We start from the raw sequence: 22,876 nt of genomic DNA, 5'->3' as shown, positions 1-22,876 counted from the left end.
AATGAAAAGTCCAGGAGCATGTTTGTAAGTCACCCTTGCAGACTAATGTTTCTGGACTTTTGTTTTATAAAAATAGAAATAGGTGACAACAATGAAAGAAATTGATTTATCAAAGAGACTTAGTCGAGTAAAACAAATGATCCCTGATAATATAAACTGTGTTGCGGATATCGGTTCTGACCATGCTTATTTACCTTGTAAAATTTGCCTGGAGAGACCGGATGTAAAGGCGATTGCTGGAGAAGTTAATGAAGGCCCTTATCGTGCTGCTGTTAAACAAGTCGAGGCAATGGAATTATCTAATCGGATTGATGTTCGATTAGGTGATGGTTTAGAAGTTCTATCACCTGAAGAGGTTGACTGTGTAACGATTGCAGGGATGGGTGGAACATTAATCACAAACATTTTGAAAAATGGGATTAACAAGTTAAGTGAAGCTAAAGCTTTAGTGTTACAACCAAACATCGATGCAAGTTCCATTCGCGAGTTTGCCATAGAGCAACAATATGAAATTGTAAACGAAGATGTAATAGAAGAGGACGGCTATATTTATGAAGTTGTCGTATTGACACCTTCTGATGGGAAAATTTCTTATTCTGCCAAGGAAATTTATTTAGGTCCTATTATGTTACAATCAAAAAATGAAGCCTTTTATAAAAAATGGAGACATGTTTTTGAGAAAAAACAGTCCATTATTACTCAAATGAAACAAGCTTCAGAACCGAACCATGAAAAAATAAACCAGTTTGAACAACAATTAACGTGGATTAAAGAGGAGGTATTTGAATGAATCAAGTTACTGTAAAAGACGTGATCTCATTAGTAGAAAAGAAAGCTCCTAAACATTTAGCCTTTGAAGGTGATCCGATCGGTTTACAAGTAGGTGACGCTAACCAAAAAGTAAGCAAGGTTATGATTGCGTTAGATGTACTAGAAGATGTTGTTGATGAAGCAATTGATCAAGAAATTGACTTAATCGTAGCCCACCATCCTTTAATATTCAAACCTCTAAAGTCTGTCGATTTAAATAGCGAAAAAGGTAAAATCGTAAGTAAGTTAATCCAGCATAACATTACAGTTTATGCAGCTCATACAAACCTAGATATCGCTAACGGTGGCGTTAATGATATGTTAATGGAACAATTAGGATTAGAAAGCGATGCCGTTGTCGTATCAACTGAAAAAGAACGATTATATAAATTAGTGATTTTTACGCCAACCACACATGAAAACGACATAAGAGATGCCTTAGCTGAGGCTGGTGCTGGTCATATCGGCAACTATAGCCATTGTACATTTAATAGTGATGGGTTTGGTACTTTTAAACCTCAAGAAGGCACTAATCCATATATTGGTTCCACTGATAAACTCGAAAAAGTAAATGAAATACGCATGGAAACGATTGTCCCTGAATCCAAGATTGATCATAGTATTAAACTTGCTAATGAAGCTCATCCGTATGAAGAAATGGCTTATGATGTTTACCCATTACACTTAGACGGAGAAGAAAAAGGGTTAGGAAGAATCGGTAAACTAGAGCAGTCTAAAACATTAGAACAGTTTGCAAATGAAGTGAAACAAACCTTTAACGTCCCGCAGCTACGGTTTGTCGGTGATCCTAATAAGAAAGTGAAAAAGGTTGCTGTAATTGGTGGTGATGGTAACAAATTTATTAACCAAGCTAAAAGAAAAGGAGCTGATGTGTTAATTACAGGGGATGTTTATTATCATACAGCTCACGATGCATTAGGTATTGGCTTAGCAATGATCGATCCAGGACATCATATAGAACAAATTATGAAGCAAGGGTTAAAAGACCAACTACAACAAGACGCTACTAAAAGAGAAATGAATATTGAATTCGTTTCTTCTGAACAAGTGACGGAACCATTTCATTTTCTATAAGTCTATTAAATGAATATTTAAAATCTTTTTACTTCTTAGAGAGTTGTTGACACTACGGCTACTGCTTGGTAACCTACTAATAATATTTAGGAAGAAAGGGGAATGGTTAATCGTGTGGGAAGAGAAGTTTGCAAAAGAAGGTCTAACATTTGATGATGTACTTTTATTACCAGCTGAATCAAATGTCGTACCACGAAGTGTAAACGTTAATACGAGCTTAACGAACACTTTAAATCTTAAAATGCCGATGATCAGTGCTGGTATGGATACAGTTACTGAAGCTGAGATGGCAATCGCAATGGCTCGTAATGGTGGTTTAGGTGTAATTCATAAGAACATGTCAATTGAAGAGCAAGCTGACCAAGTTGACAAAGTAAAGCGTTCTGAAAGAGGCGTTATTACGAATCCATTTTATTTAACACCAGATCATCAAGTCTTTGATGCTGAGCATTTAATGGGTAAGTATCGTATTTCTGGAGTACCAATCGTTAACGATGAAGAAAGCAGAAAGCTAGTAGGGATTATTACGAATCGTGACTTACGCTTTATTAATGATTATTCAATGGCTATTTCTGAAGTTATGACGAAAAACAACCTTGTGACTGCACCAGTCAATACATCTTTAGATGAAGCTGAAGGCGTTCTACAAGAACATCGAATAGAAAAGCTTCCTTTAGTTGATGACGAAGGGACTTTAAAAGGTTTAATCACCATTAAAGATATCGAAAAAGATGTAGAGTTCCCTGATTCTGCTGTAGATGATCACGGTCGTTTGCTTGTTGCTGCAGCTGTCGGTGTTTCTGGAGATACGTTAGTAAGAGTAGAGAAGTTAGTTAATGCTGGCGTTGACGCATTAGTTATTGATACTGCTCACGGTCATTCGTCAGGTGTATTAGATACGATTGGGCTTATTCGAGATAAGTATCCTTCTGTAAACTTGATCGCTGGTAATGTCGCGACAGCTGAAGGAACTAAGGCGTTAATTAAAGCAGGTGCTGATGTCGTTAAAGTTGGAATCGGTCCTGGTTCTATTTGTACGACACGCGTTGTAGCTGGGGTAGGTGTACCACAAATTACAGCGGTTTATGATTGTGCAACAGAAGCTAGAAAACACAATGTACCAGTTATTGCTGACGGTGGCATTAAGTACTCTGGTGACATGGTAAAAGCATTGGCTGCAGGTGGTCATGCTGTGATGCTCGGCAGTATGTTAGCTGGAACAACAGAAAGTCCCGGAGATATTGAAATTTATCAAGGCCGCCGCTTTAAAGTTTACCGCGGAATGGGATCCGTTGCTTCTATGGAAAAAGGAAGTAAGGATCGTTACTTCCAAGAGGAGTCAAATAAGTTTGTCCCAGAAGGTATTGAAGGACGTGTTGACTATAAAGGACCTGTTGCAGAAACGTTATTCCAAATGGTAGGTGGTATACGTTCAGGAATGGGCTATTGCGGAGCAGGTTCCTTACAAGACTTAAGAGAAAAGTCACAGTTTGTAAAAATTACTGGTGCTGGCTTAAGAGAAAGTCATCCACATGATGTTCAAATAACGAAAGAAGCACCAAACTATTCAGTATAATTAAAAACGATTAACCATAAAACCTTTTACGATAATATGGCTTCATATATACTCGCCAATACGGGGTGAGAGTCTCTACCGGGTTGCCTTAAACAACCTGACTATGAAGGCAGATGACGATACAATTCTGCCTTTCTCCCCCTTTGATTGGCAGAGTTGTATTTTTTTATGGTTAATGTGTAATGATGTAATCAAAAAGGTGGTACGAGATTATGAATACGCTTGATGAAAAAATTATCGTTTTAGACTACGGTAGTCAATATAATCAATTAATTACGAGGAGAATTAGAGAATTAGGTGTTTATAGTGAATTATACTCTAATAAAATCTCTGCAGAAGAAATCAAAGAATTAAACCCTAAAGGAATTGTGTTATCAGGTGGTCCTGGAAGTGTTTATGATGACCATTCACCACAAATAGATGAAGAAATTTTCAACCTAGGGATCCCTGTTTTAGGAATTTGTTATGGTATGCAGTTAATGGCTAAACAACTAGGGGGTAGCGTTGAACAAGCGAGCCACCGAGAATATGGCAAGGCCACAATTGATGTAAAAGAAACATCAAGTCTTTTTCAAGCTTTACCTGATGAACAGGTCGTTTGGATGAGTCATGGTGATCTTGTAACGCAAGCACCTAATGGATTTGTGGTCAACGCGACTAACCCTTCTTGTCCAATTGCTTCATTTAGTCATGAAACTAAACATCTGTATGGTGTCCAATTTCACCCTGAAGTTAAACACTCTGAACATGGTAATGACCTGTTGAAAAATTTTGTATTTAATGCGTGCGAGTGTGATGGCGAATGGACGATGGAAAACTTTATCGAAATGCAAGTTGAAAAGATTCGTGAAGAAGTAAAGGACCGAAAAGTGCTATGTGCTTTAAGTGGTGGTGTTGACTCATCAGTTGTTGCTGTCCTTCTACATGAAGCGATTGGTGACCAATTAACTTGTATCTTTGTTGATCATGGTCTATTAAGAAAGAATGAAGCAGACGACGTGATGAAAATGTTTGAAGAAGGATTTAATATAAACGTTATTAAAGTTGATGCAAAAGACCGCTTTCTATCTAAGTTAAATGGGGTTAGTGACCCAGAAGAAAAGAGAAAAATTATCGGTAACGAATTCATTTATGTTTTTGATGATGAAGCAGATAAGTTAAAGGATATGGACTATTTAGCACAAGGTACACTTTATACCGACATTATTGAAAGTGGTACGGATACAGCACAAACCATTAAGTCACACCATAATGTTGGTGGATTACCAGAACATATGCAGTTTGACTTAATTGAGCCACTTAAAACTTTATTCAAAGATGAAGTTCGAAAATTAGGTGAAGAACTGGGGATCCCAGAACATATCGTTTGGCGTCAACCGTTCCCAGGACCAGGACTTGCGATTCGTACTTTAGGAGAAGTGACAGAAGAGAAGTTAGAGATTGTACGTGAATCAGATGCAATTCTACGTGAAGAGATAAAATTAAATGATTTAGAGAAAGATGTATGGCAGTATTTCACGGTGTTACCGGGAATTCAAAGTGTAGGAGTACAAGGTGATGAGCGTACTTACAACCATACAGTCGGTCTACGTGCAGTTACATCAGTTGATGGCATGACGTCTGATTGGGCACGACTTCCTTGGGATGTACTAGAAAAGATATCTAACCGTATTACAAATGAAGTAAATGGAGTTAACCGAGTCGTTTATGATATTACGAGTAAGCCTCCTGCAACAATTGAGTGGGAGTAACTTTATATAGTATAGACCCAACCATTATTATTGATAAGTGGTTGGGTTTTATTTTTGGGTCATAAAAAAACCCAGCTAAAGGACTTTTGAAATAAGCCCTTTAGCTGGGGATGTTTTTAAGTTAAACTTTTTTCTTCGGTTTAACTTTAGGTAAAATTTTATTGTTCGTAATTTTACTATTAAGGTCCCAAGTTGTTTCATTATTAGGATCATACTGTTCGATAAATTTAATAACTTCTTTTGTAATTGGAGTTGGTGTAGAGGCACCTGCTGTGACAGCGATCTTTTCACACTGTTCAAGCCAATCTAACTTGATCTCCGAAACATCGGCGATCCGATAAGCTTCTGTGCCAGCTTTCTCTTTTGAAACTTGCGCTAAACGGTTTGAGTTGTTACTTTTCGGGTCGCCGACAACTAATGTTAAGTCAGCATCTCCTGCCTGTTCAGCCACTGCTTCTTGACGTACTTGTGTCGCCATGCAGATTTCTTGAATCATTTCAGTTTGTGGGTATTTTTCCTGTACTTCCAACATTATATCGTAAACATCCCATTGGCTCATCGTCGTTTGGTTTGTAACAACTACCTTAGAACCTTCTGGGAGGTTTAAGTTTTCTACTTCGTCTTCTGTTTGAATTAAGTGAACGTGATCAGGTGCGACTCCAACAGCGCCCTCTGGTTCAGGATGTCCTTTTTTACCAATATAGACGACTTCATAGCCTTCTGACACTTTTTCACGAATTAAATCATGAGTGCGTGTAACATCAGGACAAGTCGCATCAAGAACAGTTAGCCCTTTATCTTCAGCAACTTTCTTAACTTCTGGTGAGACACCGTGAGCAGTAAAAATAACGGTTCCTTCATCAATGTCATGTAACAACTGATCACGTGTACGGTCTTTACCGTCTAAAGTAATAACACCTTCATCTTCGAAAGCTTGTGTTACATGGCTGTTGTGTACAATCATCCCTAATATATAAATTGGTCGTGGTAAGTTTGGGTCTTTAGCAGCGTTACTTGCAATAACCATAGCATCTACCACACCGTAACAATATCCCCTTGGAGCAATCTTAATGACTTCCATGAAAACATGGCCTCCTCATATAATCATCTCTATTCGTTATTATAATGGTTATAAACGAGTTTGACAAAATCTTTCTATCAGTAGCATTTATAATTCGTGTCATTTATAATTAAACTTGATAGTAAAGGAGTTTTAGAATAATGAAAAGATATTTCCAATCGTATGACTTACAAAACAATACGTTAAATGTAATTGAGCAGTTAAAGTTTAAACACCCTACAGAAATTCAACATCGAGTTATTCCACACGCTTTAAAAATGAAAAGCATTATTGGCCAGTCACAAACGGGTACAGGGAAAACACATGCATACTTAATTCCTATGTTTGATCGGGTTAATAGCGAACAGGATGACGTGCAAAAAATTATCATTGCACCGACGAGAGAGCTAGCGATGCAAATTTTTGAAGAAGTGAAAAAGGTAATTAGTTTCTCTAATGAGAAATGGACAGCAAAGCTAGTGATTGGTGGAACAGACAAACAACGCTTACAACAAAAGTTACAAAATCCACCTCACATTATTGTAGGAACACCTGGTAGGATTTTAGACTTTATAGAAGAAGGTACAATCAATGCTTCAACGGTTAATAGTGTCGTTGTCGATGAAGCTGACTTGTTAATCGACCTTGGTCTAATTGAAGAAGTTGATCAAATTTTGTCCCGAATGTATGAAGAGGTTCAAATCATGGTATATTCAGCAACTATTCCAAAAGGGTTACAGCCTTTTCTTAAAAAGTATTTAACAGCGCCTGAGCATATTCAAATTGAAGAAGATGTGCTAAGTCCTGAACAATTGGAGCATCGTTTAGTTCCTTTACGACATAGGCAACAAGCAGATTTAATTGTAGAAGCCTCAAAACTTATTAACCCATATATTGCATTAGTATTCGTCAACAAAAAAGAACATGCGGATGCTTTAGCTGAACAATTGCTTGATAAAGGACTTGAGGTAGGGGTTGTTCATGGTGGCTTAAAACCAAGAGAGCGCAAAAGAGTGCTAAAAGAGTTAAGGTCATTAAGGTATGAATATATCGTTGCGACAGACTTAGCCGCTAGAGGGATTGATATTCCAGGGATAAGCCACGTATTTAATGCTGAGATGCCTCATGATGTTGATACGTATATACACCGTGTCGGACGAACGGCACGCGCTGGTTTAGAAGGTACTGCTGTTAGCTTTTATCAAGACAAAGATTTAACCTTAATTGAATCACTTGAATCAAGAGGCATTGAATTTTTTAACTATGATATTAAAAAAGGTGAATGGGTCCAGGTTAAAAAATGGAATGAACGTAAACAAAGGCAAAAAGCAGATCATGAATTAGAATCAGAAGCGTGGAAAAAAGTTAAAAAACAGAAAAAAGTCAAGCCAGGCTATAAAAAGAAAATGCAAAATGAGAAAGACCAAATTAAAAAACAAATGAAGCAGAAACAGTCCAAGAAAGGAAAGCGTAGATAAAGAGAGGAGAATGAGTAATGAAACTAGGATCACACGTATCAATGAGCGGGAAGAATATGTTACTCGGTTCAAGTGAAGCGGCTGTATCTTATGGTGCGAATACTTTTATGATTTATACAGGAGCCCCTCAAAACACTCGTCGTAAAGCGATTGAGGAATTAAATATAGAGGCTGGCACTCAACATATGGAGGAAAACGGAATAGAAGACATCGTTATTCATGCTCCATATATTATTAATATTGGAAACACGAATAAGCCAGAAACGTTTGAATTAGGTGTGAACTTCTTACGTTCAGAAGTTGAAAGAACAGAAGCGATTGGGGCTAAACAAATTGTCCTTCACCCAGGATCTCATGTTGGAGAAGGTACGGATAAAGGGATTAATAAGATCATCGAAGGTTTAAACGAAGTCTTTGAGGAAAAGCGTGATGTTCAAATTGCTTTAGAAACAATGGCAGGTAAAGGTTCAGAAATTGGCCGTTCTTTTGAAGAATTAGCACAAATCATCGATGGTGTAACACAAAATGAGCGACTGTCTATTTGTTTAGATACTTGTCACGTTCATGACGCAGGATATGATATTGTTAATGATTTTGACGGTGTGCTTAAAGAATTTGATAATGTAATTGGTCTTGATCGATTAAAAGTATTACACATTAACGATAGTAAAAATGAACGTGGTGCCGGAAAAGACCGACATGAAAACATCGGGTTTGGTCATATCGGCTTTGAGGCACTTCACAATATTATTCATCATGATGATTTAATGCATTTACCTAAAATTTTAGAAACACCTTTTGTCGGTACAGACAAAAAGAATAAAAAACCACCTTATAAGTTTGAAATTGACATGCTTAAAGGTGATACATTTGATGAAGATTTAAAGTCGAAAATTATGGAACAATAACTATAACAATTCATCAAGCTGGTATTGTTTTGCTAATTGGTATAGCAACTGATAAGCTTGTTTGGCTTCGGCGGTACCAATGTTTTGTTGAATAAATCTAAAAGTTCTTAATCGATCCTTTTCTGAAAAAGGATCGATTTTTTCTTTTTTTATAAAGCTTAAAATCATAGCTGCTTGTTCGTGGGTAACAGGAATTCCGTACTCTTGACTATACTTAACCACTTCTTCTGGAGTAGAGTGGTATAACCTCGTTGTAATTATTTGCTTTAACATCATCAACACCCTTTTTAATACTTGGATGTTTATGTATATGCAAATATGGGAAATCTGTGTTTTGGAGCGTTTTGTTTGATTAGGAGCTGCTAATAAGTTACTATGTCAACTTGGGCCCAAAAGTTACCAACTCTTTAAGGGTAAGAAAGGATGTTTATATGAATTTAAAGCATTATGCTGTTTTATTTATTACAATTATGGTTATGACAACGGCATTCATCGTGAATAATATAAATTATGAACAAACTATAGAAGAGCTAGAGCAGCAGCAAGAAGAATTAAAAATTCAAAATGAATCAGTACAAAATCAAAATGAGTATTTCCAATCAATTAATTTAAATTGGGATTCAGATTTTTCGTACCATAATTGGAATGAGATCGAAATGCAAGCTAATAAAATGGTCGAGGACAGTGGAGGTTCATTTGAAAAGTCATGGGCACTTTTCCTAATTCAAAAATCAGAAGCCTATGATATAGACCCGTTTATTGTATATGAGCTAATTAAAGTTGAAACGGGTGATACGTTTGACCCTGATTTAGTTGGACCACCAACTCAATATGGTCATGCTTACGGTTTATCTCAATTTATGGAAAATACAGCACCTTGGATTGCGGATATGGCTGATCTTCCTTACGAGAAAGAATTGCTTTTTGAACCAACTTATAGTATTCAATTAGCAGTGGTCTATTTAGACTTCTTGTATGATGAGTATAATAATTGGGATGAGGCGTTAACCGCTTATCATAGAGGCATTGGTGGCCTTGAACAATATCAAGAAGAGAATGGACATGCAGCTAGTTGGTACGCTGTAGAAATCCAAGAAAAGGCAGAGGAAAACCGTAGCCTAGCTTTTGCTAACTAAGTTGGTGCCAGTAAGTATAATTTATGCTCTCCCTCACACACTATAAGTACTCCTAAGGAAAGTGAGGGAAGACGAATGAGCAACGATGATCGACACCCAGGAAGTTATAGTGAAGATGATAATTATTTCGAGCAAAACAACAACTTTAATCCAACTAATGATCCCATCACCGGCATCCGAAATGCAGAAGATGGCATCAGTAACCGTAGTGACGATGTTGAATTCTCAAGTGATGCAGCGACATTTAATCCTGATGAATTAGATGAAGATAAAATGAAAAAAGAAGAGAAGGAATCAAGGTATGAAGAACATGTTGATGCAGGTTGGGGCTGGATCGCTTTAGCTGTATCGTTACTGTCATTCTTTGTATGGACATTACTATTTGCCGTGATCGGTGTAGTGATGGGTATATACGCTAAACGTCGTGGTGCCAATACGTTAGGTAACATTGCGATCGGTATAGCAATTGCAGCAGTTGCGATTAGATTGTTCTTATTTCCGATCATATAGATGTACGGTCTGCCTTTAAGGCAGGCCTTTTTTTACGTGGTTCTAAGTCAAATGAACAAATTGATCAAAGTGTGGCTCAATTATAACGCAGTGAAAATACACTTCGCTTTCCATCGGCACGGCCTCAACTTCCCAAAACTCACTGCCGTGTCGTTTTGGGTGATTTTCGGCTCGCGCTGTTCCCATTGGAGTCTTCGTGTATTTCCACTGCTGGACCATTTTATTATCCCTGAAAACTATATTAAATTCTTGTGATTGTTTTTGTAGCGTTCCGCACGGACATCGGTTCATCAAAACGCTTCCGGCAATATGACTGAGACATTGATACCAACGGTTCAAGTAAAAGACACCCAACCTTCTTTGTAAGAAATTGTACAGCTACCCCAACAAATATTTTAGAGCCTTTTTTATAAAAAAAGATCCAAATGATTAGCCATTTGGATCTTTGCATTTATGCTTCTTGTTCTTCTTTTTGTTTTTGGTAATGCTCTTCAGCTAATTTATCGACTTCTTTCTTAAGCTCATCAACCATTATTTCTTCCGGAACTTTTCGGATAATTTCCCCGTGTCTAAATAGTAAGCCTTCGCCGCGAGCACCAGCAATACCAATGTCAGCTTCGCGAGCTTCACCAGGGCCGTTTACTGCGCACCCTAAAACTGCTACTTTAATTGGCGCTTTAATGTTTTGAATATATTCTTCAACTTCATTTGCAATCGAAATTAAATCAATTTCAATCCGGCCACATGTTGGGCATGAAATTAAAGTAGCTGCATTGGCAGCAAGCCCAAATGATTTTAGTAACTCTTTAGCGACTTTAACTTCCTCAACTGGGTCTGCACTTAATGAAATACGGACAGTGCTTCCAATTCCTTTACTTAATATAGCTCCTAAACCTGCAGCACTTTTTACTGTTCCAGCAAATAAAGTACCCGACTCAGTAATACCTAAGTGAATTGGATAAGATATGTGTTCAGCTGCCTTCTCGTAAGCTTCAACTGCTAAATGAACATCAGAAGCCTTTAAGGATACCACTATATTGTGAAAGTCTAAATCCTCTAAAATTTTAATATGGTGTAAAGCACTTTCTACCATAGCATCAGCTGTTGGGTAACCGTACTTTTCTAATAAATGGCGTTCAAGTGAACCAGCATTAACACCAATACGAATAGGTATACCTTTTTCTTTTGCTGCATTAACAACTGCTTCAATACGTTCACGCTTACCAATATTACCAGGGTTAATACGGATTTTATCTGCTCCACCTTCGATCGCTTTTAAAGCTAAACGATAGTCAAAGTGAATATCTACAACAAGTGGAATATTAATTTGTTTTTTAATTTCTGGAATGGCATCCGCTGCACGTTCATCTGGACACGCTACACGTACAACTTGACAACCAGCTTCTTCTAAACGGTGTATTTCATTAACTGTTGCTTCTACATCATGTGTTTTTGTAGTCGTCATAGATTGAATAATTACTTCATCTTTCCCGCCAATCATGACATTTCCGACACGGACAGGTCTTGTATCTTTACGATGTGTGATCGTAGACATCTTTCAACTCTCCTTTTATATATACAATGGAAAATTTTATTCTCTCCATAAAAAATCATAACATAAGTTTAGTTTAACATGCTAACTTAGATAACTGCTATAATAAATATATAGTATTTGATATGTCAGAAAAATGCATTAAAATATAAAAAGGGGGAGGGAATATCATGATTGAAAGTGTATTAGGAGTATTTGTAATTACTGGGGTTGCTATGTTCTTTTTCTTTGCAGAGATTTTAATCCGATTGAGAGGATTAGGTGCCTTAATTGGTGTAATCACGATCGGTTTATACTTTTCGTCATTTTTATCAACTGCGGATTTAATATTAGTCGGTTTAGGCTTTGCTTTAGGTCTTGCATTAATTATAGCTGATGGGAAGTTCGTTAATGATGGTATATTAGGAGTCATTGGTTTCTTAGTCGTGTTATTTTCAGTAGCTTTCGCTGCTCCTGACGGTATATATGCTACTTATAGTATTGCTGGTGTTATATTAGGCGCTTTAAGTAGTTTAATCTTAATTAGAATTGATGCCTTACCGAAACGCGCTATGTGGGGAAAATTAGCTTTAAAAGAGCAGTTAACAAGTGAAAAAGGGTACAACTCTTTAAATGAATCCTACAAAGAGTTAGTAGGAAAAACAGGAGTAACAGAATCAATATTAAGACCAACAGGTACTGTTAAAATTGATGAACAAAGATATAGTGCTGTATCAAATGGTCAATATATAGAACCTGGTCAACATGTAAAAGTGGTAGCAGTAGATGGTACGAAAATATTAGTCGAAAAAGAAGGGAGCAGTGAGGTTTAACCCTCACTGCTCTGTTTGTTTAGGGATATGTTTTAAGACAAAGTACATGATGATGAAACTACCCAACCAAAATATAATCCCGGAAATATTTTGTTGAATGCCTGTCCATTGAATAACACTTACGACAATCGTAGGTAAGGTGGCAACATATACTGCTAATTTCCAAATCTCACTAAAGCGTGCCTCACGATTTAAAGATTTATTTCCAATGAAACCAGCAAAGCCTAACAGCGTAACCTCTGCTAATTTAATGACAAAGGAAATAAAGAAGTAAATAATAGTTGATACGATAATTAAAGTTAAAATAAATTGATCTAACCCATCAACTATTTGTTGTAACGTAAAGTCTCCACTCGAAATCACATCGTCATATAAGAAAGAGTAATGATTCCGATCAGTGACGAGTGTTGCTTGATCTGATTGGAAATATAGAACGACATTACCTTCTGCCTGTTCAAAGCCCTCTTCTGTAAAAGCAATAGAGGTATTGCCTTCTTCAACTAGAGAGCGGTCTTCGTCAAGGTTGACAGTATCCCCGTCATAATGTCCAGTTAATTCCTCAGATATTGTAGAGTCACTTATTTGGTTAACCGCTCGTTGTGAATCGAATGCCATAATAGCAGCATACGGTATAGCTAATAAAAACATCAGAGTTATTAAAAAAACAATTGGTTTGCTTATTTTTTCTGATCTTAACTTGGCAACATTTTTAAAATTGGACAAGCTCCAAATAAAACGTTTTATAATATTGACCTTCATGCAATTCCTCCCATATAGCTCTTTACTATAATATCTGACAACCATCTAGCAAACAATAAATTTATATCAATTTTTATAAATAATTAGCCATTGTTAAGTTTTTGTAAAGAATGTCGAGAATAGGTTTACTTTGTTGAGTGTATCGGAGCATAATATACTTGTTGAAAGCAACAATAGATAAACATATTGATCTGAGGTGAGGAATGTGGAAGAAGTTTCAGTTCAACAAATGATATTCCTGTTTGTTGGTGGACTAGGTCTTTTCTTATTTGGTATTAAGTACATGGGGGATGGATTACAACGATCTGCTGGAGATAAACTGAGAGATATATTAGATCGTTTTACTACAAACCCTTTTATGGGAGTACTTGCTGGTATTGTAGTAACTGTTCTTTTACAAACAAGTACAGGTACAACCGTGCTAACTATTGGTTTAGTTAACGCAGGCTTTATGACATTAAGACAAGCCATTGGCGTTATTATGGGTGCTAACATAGGTACTACAGTTACTGCATTTATCATTGGTATTGATATATCTGCGTATGCACTGCCAATACTAGCGGTTGGTACATTTTTACTGTTTTTCTTCAAAAATAAAAAAGTTGTTTATTTTGGACAGACAGTGTTTGGTTTCGGGGCTATTTTCTATGGATTGGAGTTAATGAGTGATGGTCTAAGACCTTTAAGAGGTATGCAGGCTTTCCAAGATTTAACAGTTACGATGAGTGATATACCTTTATTAGGTGTAGCTATTGGTACCATTTTCACAGTGAGTGTTCAAAGCTCTACCGCAGCAATTGGTGTATTACAGTCATTACATGCTGAAGGCGCAATTGAACTTCAAGCAGCTTTACCTGTATTATTCGGTGATAATATTGGTACAACAATTACTGCTGTATTAGCAGCGATGGGAGCAAGTGTTGCAGCTAAGCGTGCAGCGGCATCACACGTTATATTTAATTTATTAGGTACTACAGTCTTCTTAATATTATTAATACCGTTTACCATGGCTGTAGAATGGTTTAGAGATGTATTAGTATTAGAACCTAGAATGACTATTGCATTTGCGCACGGGATCTTTAATGTTTCTAATACGGTGATCCAATTTCCATTTATAGCCTTATTAGCATTAATTGTAACGAAGCTTGTACCTGGTGATGATTCCGTCGTGGATTCGAAGCCTAAACATTTAGACCCAATTTTCTTAGAGCAATCACCTTCAATGGCGATTTCTCAAGCCAAAGCTGAGACACTCAGAATGGGTGAAGTTGCAATTAAAGGTCTTGAACAAACACGAGAGTATTTAAACTCAAATCAACCTAAGAATGCAGAGATTGCGTTATCATTAGAAGATGCTATTAATAACTTGGATAAGAAAATTACGAACTACTTAGTGCAAGTATCTAGCCAAGATATTACACAAGCAGATAGTAATGTCCATTCGACGGTAGTTGATGTAGTTCGTGATATGGAGCGGATTGGTGACCACTTTGAAAATATCGTTGAACTGAACGAATATAAAATTGCTAACAAAGTGCATTTAACTGATCAAGCAATGGAAGATTTAAACGAAATGTTTGATTTAACAGTTGAAACGGTAACGCAAGCTATTAAAGCGTTTGAAGATGGCGATGTTGAGTTAGCGAAAAAAGCAATGGAAAAAGAAAATAAAATTGATGAGATGGAAAGAGTTTATCGTAAGAAGCATATCCAACGTTTGAATGAAGGTAAATGTTCTGGCACAGCTGGAATTATCTTTGTTGACATTATTAGTAACCTAGAACGAGTTGGCGATCATGCATTAAATATTGCTCAAGAAGTGAATCATGAAGAATAAATGATAGATTAAGACAGGCTAAGCACTTAGCCTGTCTTGATTAATAAATTATATATTCTTTTCTAAGAAAGCAATCAACTCTGTTGACAACCCTACAGTATCATGGTAAATTATATCTCGTCGCTGTTGATAGCTTTTAGCTTAAACAGCACATTAATGAAAGCATACCTTTTTTATTTTCCAGCGTAGCTCAGAGGTAGAGCAGTTGGCTGTTAACCAATTGGTCGCAGGTTCGAATCCTGCCGCTGGAGCCATGGCGGTGTAGCTCAGCTGGCGAGAGCGTACGGTTCATACCCGTGAGGTCGGGGGTTCGATCCCCTCCGCCGCTATTACATAATTAAAACTTATATACTTAAATATGGCGGTCGTGGCGAAGGGGTTAACGCACCGGATTGTGGCTCCGGCACTCGTGGGTTCGATTCCCACCGATCGCCCCATTACTTAAGTGGACCCTTAGCTCAGCTGGTTAGAGCTATCGGCTCATAACCGATCGGTCGCAGGTTCGAGTCCTGCAGGGTCCACCATTACAATTTTATATCCGGAGGAGTACCCAAGTTTGGCTGAAGGGAGCGGTCTTGAAAACCGCCAGGGGCTTCACGGCCCGCGGGGGTTCGAATCCCTCCTCCTCCGCCATTCAAATTAAGCTTATAATATAGCTTATTTTTTTTATGTTCAAAAATTCATTAAGTAATTTCTATATGTTTAGTCCAATCATCTTCAAACTTCTTATAATACCTTACAATTGCTGGCAAATACTCTTTTAGGTCTGGACAAATGATGCCTACACTTTGTAACTCTTTGGCCGTCTCTGTACAATCAAAATCCGAATCACAATAAAAATAGTCTAATGCCTCTTTCTCAATCCTGAACCACTTACGGAAGGAGGAGAAGGATAAGAATGCTTTTCCAACTGTTAATGGCACATTCCCAATCGGATTTTTGCCTAAATATGCTTGTGTAAACATTTCATAAACATCTTGAGAATGGTATGGATTCGGGTCAGTTAGGTGAAATGTTTTACCATTACTTGTATTACTGTGAGCTAAATGAATAGTTCCTTTTACAATATAATCAATTGGTACAAAGTTAGCTAAGGCGTTCCCTTTTCCAAGGTAAGGTATTAGTGGTAGTGACTTTAAACGTTGTAAATAGTTTAAAATGAAGTACGGCCCATCGAATTTACTCGTTGATCCACTTTGAGAATGACCAATCACAATCCCTGGACGAATAATGGTCGTTGGTACATCCTTTTTAATTGCTTCGGTCATTTTTTCTGCTTTGAATTTAGTTTTTTCATAATGATTTTTAAATGATTGTCCTTCGTCTAACTCATGTTCATAAATTTTCCCTTCTCGATCACCTGATACATAAGCTGTGCTGAAGTAAACAAAGCGTTCTAAATTTTCACAATGCCTAACAAAGTCGTTGACATGTTTTGTGCCAGTAACATTTACTTTATAAGCAATGTCGAAAGGTACAGCTAAATCATATAAAGCAGCTAAATGAAAAACATGAGTAACGTCCTGTTGAATATCGTTAGCAATCTTTTGTTCAATTCCTAAACCTTCTTGAGTAATATCCCCTTTAACGATCGTCAATTTATCTTGAGCGATTTTTTCTTCAATTACAACCTTGTTGAGTAAGCTATTAGCTTCGTCCATAGATTGTTCTATGACAAGTAAGTAAACCTGTTCAAACTTCTTTTGACGAATAATTTCACGAATTAAATTCTCAGATATAAAGCCTGGAAAGCCAGTGAATAAATATGATCTCATCTACATCACCTCATTTAATATATTTTACCATATAATTCAGAAAATTTAATTTCATAATAACTATGTTTAATTAAATTAGTTTAAGGGTAATAAAATAACGGAAATACTTTTAAGGCAAAAAACTTGCATATCAGCCATTCGGTTGATAACCTTTTACTGAGTGGAAATTCAGAAAATACTTTCCACTGTATTATGTTGAAGGAGGAATTAATTATGGCTAAATTTGAACTACCAGAATTACCTTATGCATATGATGCATTAGAACCACACATCGACCAAGAAACAATGAATATTCACCACACGAAACACCATAATACGTATGTGACGAAGTTGAACGCAGCTCTAGAAGGGCATGCAGATCTTCAAGACAAATCATTAGAAGAACTACTTCAAAACCTAGACTCACTTCCAAGTGACATTCAAACTGCAGTACGTAACAACGGCGGTGGTCACGCTAACCATACATTATTCTGGACTATTCTTTCACCAAATGGTGGCGGTGAGCCAACAGGTGAATTAGCAGAGAAGATTAAAGAAGCTTTCGGAAGCTTTGACCAATTCAAAGAAGACTTTGCAGCAGCTGGCGCTGGACGTTTTGGTTCAGGTTGGGCTTGGTTAGTAGTTAAAAACGGTAACTTAGAGATTACATCTACACCAAACCAAGACACACCTGTTATGGAAGGTGTTACACCAATCTTAGGATTAGACGTTTGGGAGCATGCTTACTACTTAAAATACCAAAACCGTCGTCCAGATTACATTAATGCATTCTGGAACGTTGTAAATTGGGATGAAGTTAGCAAGCGTTACGAAGAAGCTAAATAATAAATTAAATATAAAGCTTGTACCTATTTAGGTGCAAGCTTTTTCTTTTTGGTTTAGTTGCATAAGCGACCTCTTATTGCAAAAACTACAGTTAGAAACGAGGGAGTTGTATGTTGCTAAATCGCTTAAGTCATGATGTGAGTGATCATGAACGTAAAAACTTATACTTACTTCTAGCCATTGGGCTGTTATATACACTTGGGATTTTCCTTTCGAACATTTTCGTAAATATCTTTTTATGGAAACAATCTGAAGATATACAAGTAGTTGCTTTTTATAATTTATTTATTGCGATCTCCCAAACGTTAATTTACATTGTGTTTGGCAAATGGGCGAAAAAGATCGACCGAATTTTAATATTAAGAGCGGGAATTACGTTAATCTCAATCTTTTTTATATCAGTATTAGCTTTTGGAGAAAATGCAGCTCATTATAATCTTCTGTTAGGGAGTTTGTTAGGAGCTGGTTATGGATTTTTTTGGTTAGCTTTTAATGTATTAACTTTCGAAGTAACCGAACCATACACACGCGACTTCTTTAACAGTACATTAGGAATGTTGCAATCATTTAGTGGAATGGTCGGACCTATAACAGCAGGTTTTATTATTACTGTATTAACAGGATATACTGGTTATCTAACCATCTTTTTTATTTCATTTATTTTGTTCATTTTAGCTGTCGTTTGTAGCTTCTTTATTGAAAGAAGAGAGATTGAAGGAACTTATGCTTTGCGCGTGGCAATAAAAGAAAGACAGGAAAACGCAAATTGGAAACGACTATTAAATGCTCACTTTTTTCAAGGGACGAGAGAAGGAGTCTTTTTATTTTTAGTCGGTTTATTAGTCTATATGGGAACACAAAGTGAAATGACAGTTGGTATTTATAACTTCATTTATGCCGCTACTTCTTTGTTAGCTTATCAAGTTGTTGCGCGTGTAGTCACACCTTCCAATCGGATTAAATTTATTACGTTTGGTGCGATTAGTTTATATTTAGCGATCTTTTGGTTACTCATTTCGAATTTATCATATGAATTTTTTATTTTTGGAGCCATTGTTGGTATAGCTTTCCCTTTATTTTTTGCTCCGTATATGTCGATTTCATATGATGTGATTGGTAAAGCGAACCAGGCTCGCGAATACCGAATTGAGTATATTATTTTACGCGAGATTTTCTTGAATTTGGGCCGAGGAACTTCTTTATTACTCTTTTTACTCGGTTTACTTTTCATGGATCAATCACTGTGGATTCAGTACGGAATTGTTATATTCGGAGTCGGTTACTTAATTGTTAACATATACCTAGCAAAAATAGTAAAAGATAGTTCGGAGACTTAACAAATCTGTACCATTCTTCCCTTATTTAATGTATAAAAAGATGCTATAATATGTATAGCATTTAAGGGGAGGAGCTAACATTGAAAAACAAAGAAAGTAAATCGCATTTACCTCTTCGCTTAAATTTATTATTCTTCTTGATTTTTTTGCTTTTCTCGATGCTAATATTACAACTTGGTGTCGTCCAAATATTATATGGACAGGATGCACAAGAAGAGATTGATCGTACAGAACAAGATACTTCTGAAACACCTGTACCTCGAGGAAGAATGTTTGATCGAACAGGGGAGCTAATCGTTGATAATGAGCCTGTACTGGCTATTACTTATACACCACCGAAAAATGTTCAGCCTGAAGATAACTTAAAAATTGCTGAACAATTAGTCGATTATATTGAAGTCACTTCAGACGGGTTATTATCACGTGTCACCCAAAGAGATGTAGAGGACTATTGGATTTTGCAAAACTTTGAAGAAGCATATAGTCGACTGGATGAGGAAGAGCTTGAACTTAGTGACTCTGAACAATATCAATTAGTTCTAGATCGAGTTACTGATGAAGATATAGAGGAGATCTCTGATGAAGAGATGAACGTAATTGCATTGTTTAGAGAGCTCAATCAAGCAAGTGCGTTAACGCCTCATATCATTAAAAGAGATATCGAAAATGATGAGTATGCTGTTATTGCTGAAAACTTAAATCGATTTCCAGGGATTAATGTGACGACCGACTGGGATCGAGTTCATTTATTCGGAGACACTTTTTCTGGCTTTTTAGGTGGTATTACTACAACTCGACAAGGTATTCCAGATGATAACTTAGATTACTTTTTATCCCGTAATTATAGCCGTAATGACCGTGTCGGTCGAAGTTGGTTAGAAGACCAGTACGAACAATATTTGGCAGGTCAAAAAGAAGTACGTGAACACATTACGGATTCGAATGGAAATGTCATTAGTAGTGAGCTAATCAGAGAAGGAGAGCGTGGAAAAGACTTAGTCTTGTCAGTTGATATGGAATTACAACAGCGTCTTGATGAAATTGTTGGTGAAGAGTTAACGGAGGCTGTTGAAGAATACCCTAGTGAACACTTGAACCATGCATTAGCCGTCATGATGGACCCTAATACAGGTGAAATCTTAGCGATGTCAGGTAAAAGGTATGAACGTGATGCTGAAGATGAAAGTGAACGTATAAAGGATGATGCATTACGTGCTGTATATGCTGCTTATATGCCTGGTTCTACCATTAAAGGGGCTACCGTTTTAGCTGGATTTGAAGAAGGTGTGATTAGTCCTGGTGAAGTGATGAGTGATCGTACTGTTCGGTTGCCACCAGGAGATGGTGGGGGCGATTTAACTTTTAGTTCACATAGTACTTTAGGGTCGTTAGATGATATCGGAGCTTTACGTGAATCATCGAACGTTTATATGGGTTTTATTGCGCTAAGAATGAACGATGAATTAAGGCATCAATACGATTTCAGCAACACTGTGATGAGTAGCACTCGTGAAGGTTTTCAATCAATGATTAATTATTATTCTCAATTTGGTCTCGGTGTGGAAACGGGCATTGACCTACCATCTGAAACGACTGGTACTACTGACCCTTACCGGGATGTTCCTGTCCCTGGTAATATGATGGACTATTCCATTGGACAGTATTTCAACTACTCCACCTTACAGCTCGGTCAATATGTTTCAACTATTGCCAATGGCGGATATCGGATTGCGCCATCACTTGTTCGTCAAATGCATAGTGCGGGTGATACTGACGGTTTAGGACCTCTATATAAAGCAAATGAGCCTAAAATATTAAACCGAATCGATATGGATGATCGTTATATTGAAAGAGTCCAAGAAGGCTTTAGGCAAGCGTTTCAAGAAAGTAGCGGTACAGGGTCACCCTATTTCGGCGATAAAGATTACAACCCCGCTGGTAAAACAGGTACGGCTGAGGCAGAAATTTTTGATCGTGGAGAATTGCTTGCTGAGGTTAATAACTTAAACTTAGTTGGTTACGCTCCGTTTGATAATCCAGAGGTTGCTTTTGCAGTTGTCGTTCCGCATACTGATCCAAATTCTGACCATCGAACTAACTTACGGATCGGTGAACGTGCTTTAGATGCTTATTTTGAACTGCAGGAAGAGCGTCAGGGTACAACTGAAGAAGAATTAGAAGACGATGTTGAGTTAGAAGAAGTTGAAGAAGATACTTCTGACGAAGAGTAAATAAAAAGTGTGCACCTTGGTCACTACCCCTGGTGCACATTTTTTAAGTTAAAAACATTGGTATATTTGTTTATTGGAGATAATATAATCAACAGGAATGTCGTAGTCATCATAAGGGATTGAGCGAACAATTTGTTCTTCCATAACAATCGATAATTTAGTCCCATCAAAACTTTTTAAAAATCGATCATAATAACCGCCACCATATCCAATTCGATAACCGTTATGATCAAATAATAATCCTGGTACGACAATTAAATCGATTTCACTCGTTGTAACTTCTTGACTTTCGCTTTCCTTAGGTTCATACAAATCAAGATAAACATTTTCTAGTTCAAGTTCGTCTGTGAATTTGAAGAATTTCATTAAGTTACCTTCATGAGGATAACATTTAGGAATTACCACTTGTTTATTTTCTTGCCATGCTTGTTTAATGATTGGGTATGTAGTTAGTTCAATCTCACGTGGAATGGTGATGGCGATCATTTGCGATTGTTTCCAATAGTCTGTTTTGAATAACGTGTTGCTAATGATGTTAGCAGCCTCTTTTTTTTGTTCACGACTTATATGTTTTAACAAGCGTTTGCTTAAAGTTCTAAATGAATGTTTGTACATTATATACTCTCCTTTAAACAAATGGTGAAAATACGTCTAAATATAAAGAAAAACAGCAGGATCACCTACTGTTTTACTTCGTTTCACGGTGTAACGTATGACGACCTAATCTTGGAGAGTATTTTTTCAACTCTAAACGGTCAGGGTTCGTACGTTTATTTTTAGTTGAGATATAGTTACGATCACCAGTTTCAGTGCAAGCTAGTGTGATTTGTACACGCATGATTTTTCCCTCCGTTTCTACATATATCTTCAATTTGACTTAACTATCATACCAAAATTGCTAAAAATATTCAAGGTGCAATAGACAAGGATTTTATAGTAAACTAATTTCTCTTCATGACTTAAAATGATAAACTATATCTATGAAACAAAACAGTAAGGGTGACAAAGATGGTTTATGCGTTAGGAACACTATTAGTTATAGGTTTAGTATTACTTATAATTTCTTTTTTTATGAACAGTCGATTTAAAGAAATTGAAACAGAATTAGAACAGTTGTCGATGGATCATATTCAAAATCAATATGTTATGAACAATAAACTGAAAGTATTAGAGGAAGAACTGTTAACTGGAACGATAAATTTAGGTGAGTATTCAAGTCAACATAGCAAAAATGATGACCTGTTCAAACAAAAAGAACCGACTGTCGTTAAACGGGTTGTCGGGTTGTTTGAAGATGGTTATAGTTTCAAAGAAATAGAAGAACAAACAGGTTTAAGCCAAGATGATATTAAAGTCATCGTCCATCAAAAGACTAACAAGCAAGCTTTTGCATAGGCTAATTAGAAAGGAATAGGTTGCATTAT

21 protein-coding genes, 5 tRNA genes and 1 riboswitch are annotated in these 22,876 nt (G+C 36.8%); of the genes, 19 read left to right on the top strand and 7 right to left on the bottom strand.

From position 1 onward, the window contains the following. The first annotated feature begins 91 nt into the window (after positions 1-91). The 4 genes from J2R98_RS04235 to guaA all read left to right on the top strand — a co-directional run bounded on the left by J2R98_RS04235 (position 92) and on the right by guaA (position 5,232). Positions 92-790 carry a tRNA (adenine(22)-N(1))-methyltransferase gene (locus J2R98_RS04235; protein ID WP_307066397.1) on the top strand — a complete coding sequence of 233 codons (699 nt, stop codon included), beginning with the start codon at positions 92-94 and terminating at the stop codon, positions 788-790. After that, positions 787-1,905: a Nif3-like dinuclear metal center hexameric protein gene (locus J2R98_RS04230; RefSeq protein ID WP_307066395.1), complete on the top strand. Its 1,119-nt coding sequence runs from the start codon at positions 787-789 to the stop codon at positions 1,903-1,905. Before J2R98_RS04235 ends, J2R98_RS04230 begins: the two co-directional genes overlap by 4 nt. A gap of 112 nt (positions 1,906-2,017) precedes the next feature. Further along, a complete protein-coding gene (gene guaB, locus J2R98_RS04225; RefSeq protein WP_307066393.1) occupies positions 2,018-3,481 on the top strand; it encodes an IMP dehydrogenase in 1,464 nt (487 codons plus the stop codon). A gap of 22 nt (positions 3,482-3,503) precedes the next feature. Next, positions 3,504-3,605: riboswitch (purine riboswitch) on the top strand. Between the two features lie 88 nt (positions 3,606-3,693). Beyond that, positions 3,694-5,232, top strand: a complete 1,539-nt coding sequence (gene guaA / locus J2R98_RS04220) for a glutamine-hydrolyzing GMP synthase (RefSeq protein ID WP_370871930.1) — start codon at positions 3,694-3,696, stop codon at positions 5,230-5,232. Between the two features lie 121 nt (positions 5,233-5,353). Here the strand turns inward: guaA and J2R98_RS04215 are convergent, their stop codons facing one another. Next, positions 5,354-6,313, bottom strand: a complete 960-nt coding sequence (locus J2R98_RS04215) for a 4-hydroxy-3-methylbut-2-enyl diphosphate reductase (RefSeq protein WP_307066391.1) — start codon at positions 6,311-6,313, stop codon at positions 5,354-5,356. Between the two features lie 140 nt (positions 6,314-6,453). On the opposite strand from J2R98_RS04215, the gene J2R98_RS04210 reads away from it, so the two are divergent. After that, positions 6,454-7,770 (top strand): DEAD/DEAH box helicase, encoded by a 1,317-nt coding sequence (locus J2R98_RS04210; RefSeq protein WP_307066389.1) that lies wholly within the window; start codon positions 6,454-6,456, stop codon positions 7,768-7,770. Positions 7,771-7,787: 17 nt separating this feature from the next. Further along, positions 7,788-8,678: a deoxyribonuclease IV gene (locus J2R98_RS04205; protein ID WP_307066387.1), complete on the top strand. Its 891-nt coding sequence runs from the start codon at positions 7,788-7,790 to the stop codon at positions 8,676-8,678. Here J2R98_RS04205 and J2R98_RS04200 read toward each other — a convergent pair whose 3' ends face one another. After that, entirely contained in the window at positions 8,679-8,951 is a 273-nt protein-coding gene (locus tag J2R98_RS04200; RefSeq protein ID WP_307066386.1) for a DUF2624 family protein, read from the bottom strand. 158 nt (positions 8,952-9,109) lie between these two features. Here J2R98_RS04200 and J2R98_RS04195 point away from each other — a divergent pair, with 158 nt between their 5' ends. Beyond that, positions 9,110-9,814, top strand: a complete 705-nt coding sequence (locus J2R98_RS04195) for a lytic transglycosylase domain-containing protein (protein ID WP_307066384.1) — start codon at positions 9,110-9,112, stop codon at positions 9,812-9,814. Between the two features lie 75 nt (positions 9,815-9,889). Then, positions 9,890-10,324, top strand: a complete 435-nt coding sequence (locus tag J2R98_RS04190) for a DUF2306 domain-containing protein (RefSeq protein WP_307066382.1) — start codon at positions 9,890-9,892, stop codon at positions 10,322-10,324. A 451-nt stretch (positions 10,325-10,775) separates the two neighbouring features. Here J2R98_RS04190 and ispG read toward each other — a convergent pair whose 3' ends face one another. Continuing rightward, on the bottom strand, positions 10,776-11,879 hold the full coding sequence (ispG, locus tag J2R98_RS04185) for a flavodoxin-dependent (E)-4-hydroxy-3-methylbut-2-enyl-diphosphate synthase (RefSeq protein WP_307066380.1): 1,104 nt from the start codon (positions 11,877-11,879) through the stop codon (positions 10,776-10,778). A gap of 167 nt (positions 11,880-12,046) precedes the next feature. Between ispG and J2R98_RS04180 the strand changes: the two genes are divergently transcribed. Further along, positions 12,047-12,688 carry an NfeD family protein gene (locus J2R98_RS04180; protein WP_307066378.1) on the top strand — a complete coding sequence of 214 codons (642 nt, stop codon included), beginning with the start codon at positions 12,047-12,049 and terminating at the stop codon, positions 12,686-12,688. Between the two features lie 3 nt (positions 12,689-12,691). Here the strand turns inward: J2R98_RS04180 and J2R98_RS04175 are convergent, their stop codons facing one another. After that, entirely contained in the window at positions 12,692-13,447 is a 756-nt protein-coding gene (locus J2R98_RS04175) for a DUF1189 family protein (RefSeq protein WP_307066376.1), read from the bottom strand. 229 nt (positions 13,448-13,676) lie between these two features. Between J2R98_RS04175 and J2R98_RS04170 the strand changes: the two genes are divergently transcribed. The 6 genes from J2R98_RS04170 to J2R98_RS04145 all read left to right on the top strand — a co-directional run bounded on the left by J2R98_RS04170 (position 13,677) and on the right by J2R98_RS04145 (position 15,917). After that, positions 13,677-15,284, top strand: a complete 1,608-nt coding sequence (locus J2R98_RS04170; RefSeq protein ID WP_307066923.1) for a Na/Pi cotransporter family protein — start codon at positions 13,677-13,679, stop codon at positions 15,282-15,284. A 179-nt stretch (positions 15,285-15,463) separates the two neighbouring features. Next, positions 15,464-15,538: transfer RNA gene (locus J2R98_RS04165), tRNA-Asn, on the top strand. 1 nt (position 15,539) lies between these two features. After that, positions 15,540-15,613: transfer RNA gene (locus J2R98_RS04160), tRNA-Met, on the top strand. A gap of 32 nt (positions 15,614-15,645) precedes the next feature. Beyond that, positions 15,646-15,721: transfer RNA gene (locus tag J2R98_RS04155), tRNA-His, on the top strand. 10 nt (positions 15,722-15,731) lie between these two features. Beyond that, positions 15,732-15,808, top strand: a tRNA-Ile gene (locus J2R98_RS04150). Positions 15,809-15,824: 16 nt separating this feature from the next. After that, positions 15,825-15,917: transfer RNA gene (locus J2R98_RS04145), tRNA-Ser, on the top strand. 50 nt (positions 15,918-15,967) lie between these two features. Here the strand turns inward: J2R98_RS04145 and J2R98_RS04140 are convergent. Then, a complete protein-coding gene (locus J2R98_RS04140; protein WP_307066374.1) occupies positions 15,968-17,059 on the bottom strand; it encodes an SDR family oxidoreductase in 1,092 nt (363 codons plus the stop codon). 213 nt (positions 17,060-17,272) lie between these two features. On the opposite strand from J2R98_RS04140, the gene J2R98_RS04135 reads away from it, so the two are divergent. From J2R98_RS04135 to J2R98_RS04125, 3 genes are all read left to right on the top strand, one after another. Continuing rightward, a complete protein-coding gene (locus J2R98_RS04135) occupies positions 17,273-17,884 on the top strand; it encodes a superoxide dismutase (protein WP_307066372.1) in 612 nt (203 codons plus the stop codon). Between the two features lie 110 nt (positions 17,885-17,994). After that, positions 17,995-19,221: an MFS transporter gene (locus J2R98_RS04130; RefSeq protein ID WP_307066369.1), complete on the top strand. Its 1,227-nt coding sequence runs from the start codon at positions 17,995-17,997 to the stop codon at positions 19,219-19,221. Positions 19,222-19,301: 80 nt separating this feature from the next. Beyond that, complete coding sequence (locus tag J2R98_RS04125) at positions 19,302-21,452, top strand: peptidoglycan D,D-transpeptidase FtsI family protein (RefSeq protein ID WP_307066367.1); 2,151 nt, start codon at positions 19,302-19,304, stop codon at positions 21,450-21,452. A gap of 48 nt (positions 21,453-21,500) precedes the next feature. Here J2R98_RS04125 and J2R98_RS04120 read toward each other — a convergent pair whose 3' ends face one another. Next, the gene (locus tag J2R98_RS04120; RefSeq protein WP_307066365.1) at positions 21,501-22,067 is read right to left on the bottom strand and encodes a 5-formyltetrahydrofolate cyclo-ligase; all 567 of its coding nucleotides are present in this window, start codon (positions 22,065-22,067) and stop codon (positions 21,501-21,503) included. 73 nt (positions 22,068-22,140) lie between these two features. Next, the gene (gene rpmG, locus J2R98_RS04115; RefSeq protein WP_017185831.1) at positions 22,141-22,290 is read right to left on the bottom strand and encodes a 50S ribosomal protein L33; all 150 of its coding nucleotides are present in this window, start codon (positions 22,288-22,290) and stop codon (positions 22,141-22,143) included. A 170-nt stretch (positions 22,291-22,460) separates the two neighbouring features. Between rpmG and J2R98_RS04110 the strand changes: the two genes are divergently transcribed. Continuing rightward, entirely contained in the window at positions 22,461-22,847 is a 387-nt protein-coding gene (locus tag J2R98_RS04110) for a hypothetical protein (RefSeq protein WP_307066362.1), read from the top strand. The last annotated feature ends 29 nt before the right edge of the window (positions 22,848-22,876 follow it).

Origin of the sequence: Alkalibacillus filiformis (assembly GCF_030814115.1) — a bacterium.
Lineage (GTDB): Bacteria > Bacillota > Bacilli > Bacillales > Alkalibacillaceae > Alkalibacillus > Alkalibacillus filiformis.
This window is presented reverse-complemented; position numbering and strand designations above follow the sequence as displayed.

Excerpts from the sequence above, each read along its gene's own strand:
- J2R98_RS04235 (WP_307066397.1), top strand. The coding sequence starts at position 92 with ATGAAAGAAATTGATTTATCAAAGAGACTTAGTCGAGTAAAACAAATG.
- J2R98_RS04230 (WP_307066395.1), top strand. The coding sequence starts at position 787 with ATGAATCAAGTTACTGTAAAAGACGTGATCTCATTAGTAGAAAAGAAA.
- guaA (WP_370871930.1), top strand. The coding sequence starts at position 3,694 with ATGAATACGCTTGATGAAAAAATTATCGTTTTAGACTACGGTAGTCAA.
- J2R98_RS04215 (WP_307066391.1), bottom strand. The coding sequence starts at position 6,313 with ATGGAAGTCATTAAGATTGCTCCAAGGGGATATTGTTACGGTGTGGTA.
- J2R98_RS04210 (WP_307066389.1), top strand. The coding sequence starts at position 6,454 with ATGAAAAGATATTTCCAATCGTATGACTTACAAAACAATACGTTAAAT.
- J2R98_RS04205 (WP_307066387.1), top strand. The coding sequence starts at position 7,788 with ATGAAACTAGGATCACACGTATCAATGAGCGGGAAGAATATGTTACTC.
- J2R98_RS04200 (WP_307066386.1), bottom strand. The coding sequence starts at position 8,951 with ATGTTAAAGCAAATAATTACAACGAGGTTATACCACTCTACTCCAGAA.
- J2R98_RS04195 (WP_307066384.1), top strand. The coding sequence starts at position 9,110 with ATGAATTTAAAGCATTATGCTGTTTTATTTATTACAATTATGGTTATG.
- J2R98_RS04190 (WP_307066382.1), top strand. The coding sequence starts at position 9,890 with ATGAGCAACGATGATCGACACCCAGGAAGTTATAGTGAAGATGATAAT.
- ispG (WP_307066380.1), bottom strand. The coding sequence starts at position 11,879 with ATGTCTACGATCACACATCGTAAAGATACAAGACCTGTCCGTGTCGGA.
- J2R98_RS04180 (WP_307066378.1), top strand. The coding sequence starts at position 12,047 with ATGATTGAAAGTGTATTAGGAGTATTTGTAATTACTGGGGTTGCTATG.
- J2R98_RS04175 (WP_307066376.1), bottom strand. The coding sequence starts at position 13,447 with ATGAAGGTCAATATTATAAAACGTTTTATTTGGAGCTTGTCCAATTTT.
- J2R98_RS04170 (WP_307066923.1), top strand. The coding sequence starts at position 13,677 with ATGATATTCCTGTTTGTTGGTGGACTAGGTCTTTTCTTATTTGGTATT.
- J2R98_RS04140 (WP_307066374.1), bottom strand. The coding sequence starts at position 17,059 with ATGAGATCATATTTATTCACTGGCTTTCCAGGCTTTATATCTGAGAAT.
- J2R98_RS04135 (WP_307066372.1), top strand. The coding sequence starts at position 17,273 with ATGGCTAAATTTGAACTACCAGAATTACCTTATGCATATGATGCATTA.
- J2R98_RS04130 (WP_307066369.1), top strand. The coding sequence starts at position 17,995 with ATGTTGCTAAATCGCTTAAGTCATGATGTGAGTGATCATGAACGTAAA.
- J2R98_RS04120 (WP_307066365.1), bottom strand. The coding sequence starts at position 22,067 with ATGTACAAACATTCATTTAGAACTTTAAGCAAACGCTTGTTAAAACAT.
- rpmG (WP_017185831.1), bottom strand. The coding sequence starts at position 22,290 with ATGCGTGTACAAATCACACTAGCTTGCACTGAAACTGGTGATCGTAAC.
- J2R98_RS04110 (WP_307066362.1), top strand. The coding sequence starts at position 22,461 with ATGGTTTATGCGTTAGGAACACTATTAGTTATAGGTTTAGTATTACTT.